This window comes from Noviherbaspirillum soli, assembly GCF_015352955.1.
GTDB lineage: Bacteria > Pseudomonadota > Gammaproteobacteria > Burkholderiales > Burkholderiaceae_D > Noviherbaspirillum_A > Noviherbaspirillum_A soli.
On record NZ_JACYOX010000002.1, the window covers coordinates 277,765 to 286,963 of the forward strand.

Annotated in this window: 8 protein-coding genes; 1 reads left to right on the plus strand and 7 read right to left on the minus strand. The window is 62.8% G+C overall.

All coding sequences use genetic code 11. The features are described 5' to 3' along the window. Positions 1-103: 103 nt before the first annotated feature. Positions 104-1,237 (minus strand): sigma-54 interaction domain-containing protein, encoded by a 1,134-nt coding sequence (locus IGW04_RS03595; protein ID WP_194711650.1) that lies wholly within the window; start codon positions 1,235-1,237, stop codon positions 104-106. Between the two features lie 530 nt (positions 1,238-1,767). Between IGW04_RS03595 and IGW04_RS03600 the strand changes: the two genes are divergently transcribed. Next, positions 1,768-2,739, plus strand: a complete 972-nt coding sequence (locus IGW04_RS03600; RefSeq protein ID WP_194711651.1) for a tripartite tricarboxylate transporter substrate binding protein BugE — start codon at positions 1,768-1,770, stop codon at positions 2,737-2,739. A gap of 575 nt (positions 2,740-3,314) precedes the next feature. Here the strand turns inward: IGW04_RS03600 and lnt are convergent. From lnt to IGW04_RS03630, 6 genes are all read right to left on the minus strand, one after another. Then, entirely contained in the window at positions 3,315-4,874 is a 1,560-nt protein-coding gene (gene lnt / locus IGW04_RS03605) for an apolipoprotein N-acyltransferase (RefSeq protein WP_194711652.1), read from the minus strand. 102 nt (positions 4,875-4,976) lie between these two features. Continuing rightward, on the minus strand, positions 4,977-5,870 hold the full coding sequence (locus IGW04_RS03610; RefSeq protein ID WP_194711653.1) for an HlyC/CorC family transporter: 894 nt from the start codon (positions 5,868-5,870) through the stop codon (positions 4,977-4,979). A gap of 99 nt (positions 5,871-5,969) precedes the next feature. Beyond that, positions 5,970-6,428: an rRNA maturation RNase YbeY gene (gene ybeY, locus IGW04_RS03615; protein WP_194711654.1), complete on the minus strand. Its 459-nt coding sequence runs from the start codon at positions 6,426-6,428 to the stop codon at positions 5,970-5,972. After that, positions 6,412-7,455, minus strand: coding sequence for a PhoH family protein (locus tag IGW04_RS03620; protein ID WP_194711655.1), 1,044 nt, complete (start codon positions 7,453-7,455; stop codon positions 6,412-6,414). Before IGW04_RS03620 ends, ybeY begins: the two co-directional genes overlap by 17 nt. A gap of 35 nt (positions 7,456-7,490) precedes the next feature. Beyond that, positions 7,491-8,819, minus strand: coding sequence for a tRNA (N6-isopentenyl adenosine(37)-C2)-methylthiotransferase MiaB (gene miaB / locus IGW04_RS03625; protein WP_194711656.1), 1,329 nt, complete (start codon positions 8,817-8,819; stop codon positions 7,491-7,493). Between the two features lie 6 nt (positions 8,820-8,825). Then, positions 8,826-9,164 carry a hypothetical protein gene (locus IGW04_RS03630; RefSeq protein ID WP_194711657.1) on the minus strand — a complete coding sequence of 113 codons (339 nt, stop codon included), beginning with the start codon at positions 9,162-9,164 and terminating at the stop codon, positions 8,826-8,828. Between the last annotated feature and the right edge of the window lie 35 nt (positions 9,165-9,199).

Sequence of the window (9,199 nt, forward strand, 5' to 3'; positions counted from 1 at the left end):
TCTTGCCTCCTTTAAAAATCAATGAGTTACATAAATTCTGTTATATCTCTGTAAATGTTCCATGCTGGCTTGAAAACAATACAGTGCTTGCCTTGAAAAGTTTTCAGACGCCCGAATTCACGTTCACGCTCATGCCGCGGCCCTGCACGTCCGGCTCGCCCGTAAACACCTTGGACTGGTATTCATTGAGCCGGTTGTAGAGGGTTTTCAGGCTCACGCCCAGCACTTCCGCGGTTTGCGTCTTGTTGCCGCCGCAATACCCTAGCGTGGCGAAGATCAGGCGCTGCTCGGCATCGGCCAGCCTGCTGCCCAGCGGGAAGGTGACGCAATCGCTCTCCACGCCAGACACTACCGGCTTGGCGGCGCCGATCGCCGCCGCGAGGTCCACGTCCTGGTCAGCCAGGATGAAGGCGCGATGCACCATGTTCTTCAGTTCTCGCACATTGCCCGGCCAGTGGTATTCATTCATGAAGCGGCGCGACGACTTGGAAAACATCTTGCGGGTGCCGTCCTCCTCGTTGAGCCTGGCCAGGAACACCTTGGCCAGCAATTCGATGTCCTGTTCGCGCTCGCGCAGGGTCGGCACCGAGATCGGAAATACCGAGAGCCGGTAGAACAGGTCGCTGCGCAGGATGCCGGTGTCGACCGCCTGCTGCGGGTCGCGGTTGGTGGCCGCGATCACCCTGACCTTCACCTGGATTTCATCGTCGGCGCCGACACGGGAGAAGCGGCCGGTTTCCAGGACGCGCAGCAGCTTGACCTGCATTTCCATCGACATCTCGGTCAGCTCATCGAGAAACAGGGTGCCGCCGGCGGCACGCTCGAAACAGCCCTTGTGCATGCGGACCGCGCCGGTGAAGCTGCCACGCTCATGGCCAAACAGTTCTGCCTCGATCAGCTGCGGGGAGATGGCGCCGCAGTTCAAGGCGACGAAAGGCTTGTCGCTTTCCCTGCTGAGCCGGTGTATCTCGCTGGCTACCAGTTCCTTGCCGGTGCCGCTTTCCCCGGAAATCAGCACATTGGCGCGCGTGGGCGCGACCTTGGTAATCAGCTTGTACAAGTGCTGCATGGAATCGGAACTGCCGTACAGTTCGCCGCAGCGCATCATGGCATCGGACGCAGCGGTATGGCGCATGCAGTCCTGCTCATCGTTCTGCGCCTGGAATGGGGTGACGTTTTGATGTTCTCTGTCTGGCACGCCCAGTACTGCACCGCATACGTTCAGTCCATTGTTCATGGGATTCTCCCGTCGTAATCGGTTTTGCAAATTTTGCGTATCCCATCATCTCTGAAATGCAAAATTTTCAATACCCGTGTTTCTCCGATTCTCGTGTAGGAGCTTACCGACAGTTCTGGAATGGCCGCCATTGCATCGTCGACGCTGCGCCTACTGCTTCCTGTTTATCCCACGATGGTTAGCCATGGCCTTGCGCCAGCTTAATGCTGCGCAGGGCAGGCCGATGCGTCCTGACTGCAGCGTGCTATCAACGAAATTTGGTGCGCAGAATGAATATGAGAGGCTTGATGCCCATGACTCGATCCGCTCGACCCGGTAATTCAACATCTGACACCGACATCCCCAGCTTCATGATTGGCGCATGGGAGGTGTTGCAGGAAAATGCCGGCGCTGCCGGCGGCCAGCTTCCGCGTCGATGCGCCAGTTCGCGAATCGGGAAACTATTGCATTTTTCGAATAGGGATTTTTTCGGGCTTGGCTTAGAATGGCGTCCGTTTGTTAAATGATTGCAACTTGCCGAAAGATCAGTTATGAAACCTTTGAAACTTGTACTCGCTTGCGCCATGGCTTTCGCCGCCAGCGCCCACGCCGATAGCAACTACCCGAACAAGCCTGTGACGCTGATCGTGCCGTTCGCCCCGGGCGGCACTACCGATATCGTGGCCCGCATCGTTGCCGACAAGCTGACCAAGGAACTGGGCCAGACAGTCGTGGTGGAAAACCGCGCCGGCGCCGGCGGCGCGCTGGGCGCCACGGCGGTTGCCCGCGCCGCGCCGGATGGCTACACCCTGGGCATTTCCACGATTTCCACCCATGCGGTCAATGCCGCCTGCAATCCGAACCTGCAATACGACCCGGTCACCAGCTTCGCGCCGGTGTCCAACCTGGCCCGCACGCCCAACGTGCTGACCGTGACCAACAAGTTTCCAGCGCAGGACTACAAGCAGTTCATCGACCTGGTGAAAAAGAATCCGGGCAAATTCAACTACGCTTCTTCCGGCGTGTGCAGCGTGCTGCACATGATGGGCGAGCAGTTCAAGATCTCGACCGGCACCTTCATCACCCACATGCCGTATCGCGGCTCGGGCCCGGCGCTGATCGACCTGCTCGGCGGCCAGGTGGAAATGATGTTCGACAACCTGCCTTCGTCGATGGGCCATATTCAGAGCGGCAAGATCCGTCCGATCGCGGTGGCCGCGCCCAAGCGGCTGGAAGTCTTGCCGAATGTGCCGACCTTTGCCGAGCTGGGCTTGAAGGAAGTGAACGACCCGGCATGGTATGGCCTGGTGGCGCCGGCCAAGACGCCGGAAGCCATCATCACCCGCCTCAACGCCGCGGCCAACAAGGTCCTGGCCCTGCCGGACGTGCGCGACAAGCTCAAGCAGAACGGCGCCGAATCGGCCGCCAATACGCCGGCCCAGCATGCCGCCGAGATCAAGTACGAGCTGGAGAAGGCAAAATCGGTGGTCAAGAAGCAGAACATCAAGTTCGAGAACTCTTGATCAGCAACGGCCGTGGCGGCCTGGCCGCCACGGTCTCTCATCACTGAAAAGCCGGCGCTTTCACACCGCCGGCATTGCACCTTCCGCGCGCCATGCCAGTCGTAGGGTGGAATACCCCGAAGGGGCATTCCGCCGCGTCGCACACGCCGCCGCACCCGTTCCGCTTCAGGCGCCGCTGTCCGGCGCGAGCAAGTGGACTTCAAAAGCAAGGGCAAAGGCCGGCTGATCAAGCAGAACCGCTATGCCTCTTTGCGCTGCCGTCGGCGGTGCAATGCCCTTCGGGTATTGCACCCTACCAAGCCCGGTTCATCCAGGTCAGGACACGCTGTCCTGTGCGGGGCACCATTCAGGCGTAGGGCGGAATACCCCGAAGGGGCATTCCGCCGCGTCGCACACGCCGCCGCACCCGTTCTTCAAAAGCAAGGGCAAAGGCCGGCTGATCAAGCAGAACCGGATGCCTCTTTGCGCTGCCGTCGGCGGTGCAATGCCCTTCGGGTATTGCACCCTACCAAGCCCGGTTCATCCAGGTCAGGACACGCTGTCCTTTGCCGGGCATCATCCAGCGACCTTCAGTTTCACGCCACGGGCTCTACACTTTCCCTGCGGCGCTTCCGCGCGCCATACCAGACCCCTCCCAGCACCAGCAGCGCCGCGGTCAGCACCAGCGTGTTGCCGAACAGGATGTAGGGCGTCCAGCCGCGCATGCCCTGCACCTGCGCGCTCAGCACGCCGAAGGTGAAGGGCGCCAGTTGCGCCTGCACCCGGCCGCGCGCATCCACCACGGCGGTGGCGCCGGTATTGGTGGCGCGCAGCATGGGCCGGCGCATTTCCAGCGCGCGCATCTGCGAGATCTGCAGATGCTGCGGCAGCGCGATGGAATCGCCGAACCAGGCGATGTTGGACACGTTGAGCATCATGGTGGCCTGCGGCTGGCCGGAAAAATAACTGGCCGCGATCTGGTCGGCAATCTCTTCGCCAAACAGGTCTTCATAGCAGATGTTGGGCAATACCCACTGGCCGGCGGCCTCGAACGGCGCCTGCACCGGCGCGCCGCGGGTGAAGTCGCCCAGCGGGATGTTCATCAGTTCGACGAACCAGCGGAATCCCGGCGGGATGAATTCGCCGAACGGCACCAGGTGGTGCTTGTCGTAACGGTAGGGCTGGGGCGCGCCGGCGGCGCTGAAGCCGAGCAGGCTGTTGGCATAGGCGCCGGGATGGTCGCTGACCGGCACGCCGACCAGCAGATTGCTTTTCGACTGGCGGGCAAAGGACGACAGCAGTTCCAGGTAGTCGGGCGGCAGCGCATGCGCCATCAGCGGCAGCGCGGTCTCGGGCGTGGCGATCAGGTCGGCGCGCGCCTCGGTCAGCATCTCGTGGTACAGCGCCAGGGTGTCATTGGTGCGTTCCGGGTTGAACTTCATTTCCTGCGGCACGTTGCCCTGCAGCAGGCGCACCGAGATCGGCCCGCCATTGTTCTCTGTCCAGGCCAGCTGGTTCAGGCCGATGCCGAGCGCCATCACCGCCGCGCCCAGCGTCAATGCCAGCTTGCGGCGCGGGCCGAACGCCAGCACCAGGCAGGCGGCCAGCAGCACCGCCAGCCAGCCGATGCCGTAGACGCCCAGCACCGGCGCATAGCCGGCCAGCGGGCTGCTGACATGGGCATAGCCGGACACGATCCACGGAAAGCCGGTGGCTACCCAGTTGCGCAGCCATTCGCCCAGCGCCCACAGCGGCGGATAGACCAGCAGCAGGGTGGTTGCCGGCGACAGCGAGCAGCGCAGCCGCAGCCAGGTTCCGGTTGCCATGGCGAGGGCCGCATACAGCGCCATCGCCGCTGACAGCAGCAGCACGGCCGCGGCCGCGATCGGCGCCGGCATGCCGCCATAGTCGTGCATGCTGATGTACAGCCAGTGTGTGCCGGCCACCATCCAGCCGAGGCTGAAGCACCAGCCGATGAGGGCGCTGCGGCGCGGGCGGTTCTGGCCGAGCGCCAGCCACAGCAGCAGCGCCAGACTGACGATCTGCAGCGGCCACCATGACAGTGGCGCAAAGGAAAATACGGCAAAGGCGCCGGCCAGCAGCGCCCACAGCGGCGCCCAGCGTGAAAGTGCGGGGGAAAGGGAATCGGAAGGCATCCGCGTCTTGTTTCTTGTTATTGATTGATGTCAGGCAGTCCGGCGCCGCCGCCCTGGGAAGGCGGGTGGCGCCGGGATGAGGCGGCTTGCGGCTGCTTCGGTTCAGAGATTGTCTTCGTCCCTGGAAGGCAGTGCGGGCGGGAGTTTTTCCACCAGCAGCACATGCACCTGGCGGGCGTCTGCCCGCAGGACCTCGAAGCGCAGTCCGGCCAGGTCGAAGGCTTCGCCCTTGCGCGGCATGCGGCCCAGGTGGCCGGCCACCAGGCCGCCTATGGTGTCGACGCCGTCGTCGTTGAAATGGGTGCCGATGCCGTCATTGAACTGCTCGATCTCGGTCAGCGCCTTGACCCGCCAGCGCGGGCCCAGCGGGCCGTCCTTCAGCGCGAGGATGTTGTCCTCTTCCTCGTCGAAATCGTATTCGTCCTCGATATCGCCGACGATCTGCTCCAGCACGTCCTCGATGGTGATCAGGCCAGCCACGCCGCCGTATTCGTCGACCACCACCGCCATGTGGTTGCGGTTGGCGCGGAAGTCGCGCAGCAGCACGTTCAGGCGCTTGGATTCGGGGATGAACACCGCCGGACGCAGCATGCCGCGCACATCGAACGATTCTTCCGCGTAATAGCGCAGCAGGTCCTTGGCCAGCAGGATGCCGATCACCTTGTCGCGTTCGCCATCCACGGCCGGAAAGCGGGAGTGCGCGGTTTCCAGCACCAGCGGCATCCATTCCTCGATCGGCTTGCTGATGTCGACCATGTCGACCTGCGAGCGCGGCACCATGATGTCGCGGGCGGACAGGTCGGAAACCTGGAACACGCCTTCGATCATCGACAGCGCATCGGCGTCGATCAGGTTGCGCTCATGGGCGTCGTGCAGAATTTCCAGCAGTTCTGCGCGGTTTTCTGGTTCGGGGGAAATCAGGGCGGTCAGGCGTTCCAGCAGTGACCGGTGGGGTTTGGCGTCAGGATGCTTAACGCTACTGGGATAGTCTTGCATAGTGGCGTAATGCCGTCGTTTTAAAGGGAGATAGGATACAACAGTTGGCAGGAAGGCCACGAAAAACGGATGCGGCCTTGCGCCACGGCAGTTCGGCGTTCAGCGTTCGGCATAGGGATTGGCAATGCCCAGCGTGGCCAGGATCTCGGTTTCCAGGGCTTCCATTTCGGCCGCTTCCACCTCGTCCTCATGGTCGTAGCCCTGGGCATGCAGCACGCCGTGAACGATCAGATGGGCGGCATGGGCGCCGATTTCAAGGCCCTGTTCGGCCGCTTCCCGTTCCAGCACGTCGGTGCAGAGAATGATGTCGGCCTCGGTGACCGGCGCGCTTTCATCCTCGGTATAGGCGAAGGTCAGCACGTTGGTGGCGTAGTCCTTGCCGCGGTAGTCGCGATTCAGGGTGCGGCCTTCCTCGGCGTCGACGAAACGGATGGTGAGTTCGGCCGGCGCGAACAGCGCGGCCTGTGCCCAGCGCCGCACGTCGGAGCGATTCAGCTGATCGCGGGCGCGCGGGTCGGCGAACTGCAGGGACAGCGTCAGCTTATTTTTTGATGGCATCTTTGAAGCTGGCTGTGGCCGCGCTGACTTCGCTGGCCGATTCATAGGCGTCCACGATGCGCGCCACCAGCGGATGGCGCACCACGTCGGCGCTGGTGAAGTGGGTGAAGGCAATGCCGCGCACGTCCTTCAGCACATTCATCGCGTCGATCAGGCCGGATTTCTGGTTGCGCTGCAGGTCGATCTGCGTCACGTCGCCGGTCACCACCGACTTGCTGCCGAAGCCGATGCGGGTGAGGAACATCTTCATCTGCTCGGGCGTGGTGTTCTGCGCCTCGTCCAGGATGATGAAGGCGTGGTTCAGCGTGCGGCCGCGCATGTAGGCCAGCGGCGCGATCTCGATGGCCTGCTTCTCGAACATCTTCTGCACCCGGTCGAAGCCCATCAGGTCGTACAGCGCGTCGTACAGCGGGCGCAGGTAGGGGTCGACCTTCTGCGCCAGGTCGCCGGGCAGGAAACCCAGGCGCTCGCCGGCTTCCACCGCCGGGCGGGTCAGCACGATGCGCTTGACCGCGTCGCGCTCCAGCGCATCCACCGCGCAGGCCACCGCCAGGTAGGTCTTGCCGGTGCCGGCCGGGCCGATGCCGAAGGTGACGTCGTGCTCCAGGATGGCCTTCAGGTAATGATTCTGGTGCGGCGTGCGGCCGCGCAGGTCGTTGCGCCGGGTTTTCAGCACCGGCATGTCCACCGGCGGCTGCTGTTCATCGATCTCGGTCTTTTTGGCCAGGATCGCCGGCTTCTCGACCGCCTGCGCCAGGGTGGCGCGCTGTTCCACCAGCGCCAGCTGCACGTCTTCCACCGACACCGGCCGGTCGGCCAGGGCATAGAACTTTTGCAGGATGTCGACCGCGCGCTCGGCATTGGCGCCGGAGACGATGAATTTTTCGCCGCGCCGGAACAGCGTGACGTCCAGCGCCGCGGAGATCTGGCGCAGGTTTTCATCCATCGGACCGCAGAGGTGGGCCAGCCGGTTGTTGTCTACCGGCTGGGGCTCGAAATGCATGGGTTGCAGGGGCTTGTTCTTCAAGTCGGGGGTTTGCTTCTTGTCTGTGAGAAAGGGTTTCAATCGGGTATCAGTTCGCCGCGCAGCGAATAGGCAAAGGACTCGGTAATACGAAGATCGATCATCTGGCCGATCAGTTCCGCATCGCCTTCAAAATTGACAACACGGTTGTTTTCCGTGCGTCCCTGCAGCTGCTGCGGGTCCTTCTTGGAAGGACCTTCGACCAGGATGCGCTGCACGCTGCCCACCATGCGGTCGCTGTAGCGCCTGGTGTTGTCGGCAATCGCCGCCTGCAGGCGCTGCAGGCGGGCCAGCTTGACTTCATGCGGCGTGTCGTCGGCCAGGTTGGCGGCCGGCGTGCCGGGGCGCGGGCTGAAGATGAAGGAAAAGCTGTTGTCGTAGCCGATGTCGCCGATGAGTTTCATCATGGCCTCGAAGTCGGCATCGGTCTCGCCCGGAAAGCCGACGATGAAGTCGGAGGAGATCGCAATGTCGGGCCGCACTTCGCGCAGGCGGCGGATGATGGACTTGTATTCCAGCGCGGTATAGCCGCGCTTCATTGCCGCCAGGATCTTGTCGGCGCCGTGCTGGGCCGGCAGGTAGAGATGATTGACCAGCTTGGGCACGCGGGCATAGGCGTCGATCAGGCGCTGGGTGAATTCCTTGGGGTGGCTGGTGACGTAGCGGATGCGTTCGATGCCGTCGAGTTCGGCGATGTATTCGATCAGCAGCGCGAAGTCGGCGATCTCGCCGTCGGCCATTTCGCCGCGATAGGCATTGACGTTCTGTCCGAGCAGCGTGATTTCCTTCACGCCCTGGGCTTCCAGGCCGGCCACTTCGGCCAGCACGTCGTCGAAGCGGCGCGACACTTCCTCGCCGCGGGTATAGGGCACCACGCAATAGCTGCAGTACTTGCTGCAGCCTTCCATGATGGAGACGAAGGCGGTCGGGCCTTCCACCCGCGCCGGCGGCAGGTGGTCGAACTTCTCGATCTCCGGGAAGCTGATGTCCACCTGCGAGCGGCCGCTGTCGCGCCGCTTGTGCAGCATGTCGGGCAGGCGGTGCAGGGTCTGCGGGCCGAACACCAGGTCGACATAGGGCGCGCGCTTGATGATGGCCTCGCCTTCCTGCGAGGCCACGCAGCCGCCCACGCCGATCACGAGATCCGGGTTTGCCCGCTTGAGCTCGCGCACCCGGCCAAGGTCGGAAAACACCTTTTCCTGCGCCTTTTCACGCACGGAGCAGGTATTGAAGAGAATGATGTCGGCATCGTCCGGCGTGTCGGTCTTGACATAGCCGTCGGCGGCGTTGAGCACATCGGCCATCTTGTCCGAGTCGTACTCGTTCATCTGGCAGCCGAAGGTCTTGATGAATACTTTCTTTTGCATGGAATGTTATTGCTGAGACGGTTTGGGCAGCGGCGCGCTGGCTTCGGCCGGAGTCAGGATCCAGACCCGGTCGATGTCGCCCTGCGGGTTTTCGGTGTAGTTCACGGTGAACTCGCGGCCACGCAGCGTTACCGGCATATCGATCATGTTGTTTTCGTTCCTGATCCATGCGCCCGGCGCCAGCCTGCGCTGGCTGCCATTCACGCTGACGCTGGGAAAGTCGACATTGGACATCGTGCCGCGCTTGATGTTGGGCGGAAACAGCCGTTCCAGCGCCTGCGCGGGCAGGCTGGCGGCCAGCACCGCGCCGATTGCCAGGGTCGAAAGGATGCGTTTAGCGCCCATGAACAGGATCCGAAATCATGAAAAATCAGGAGTTT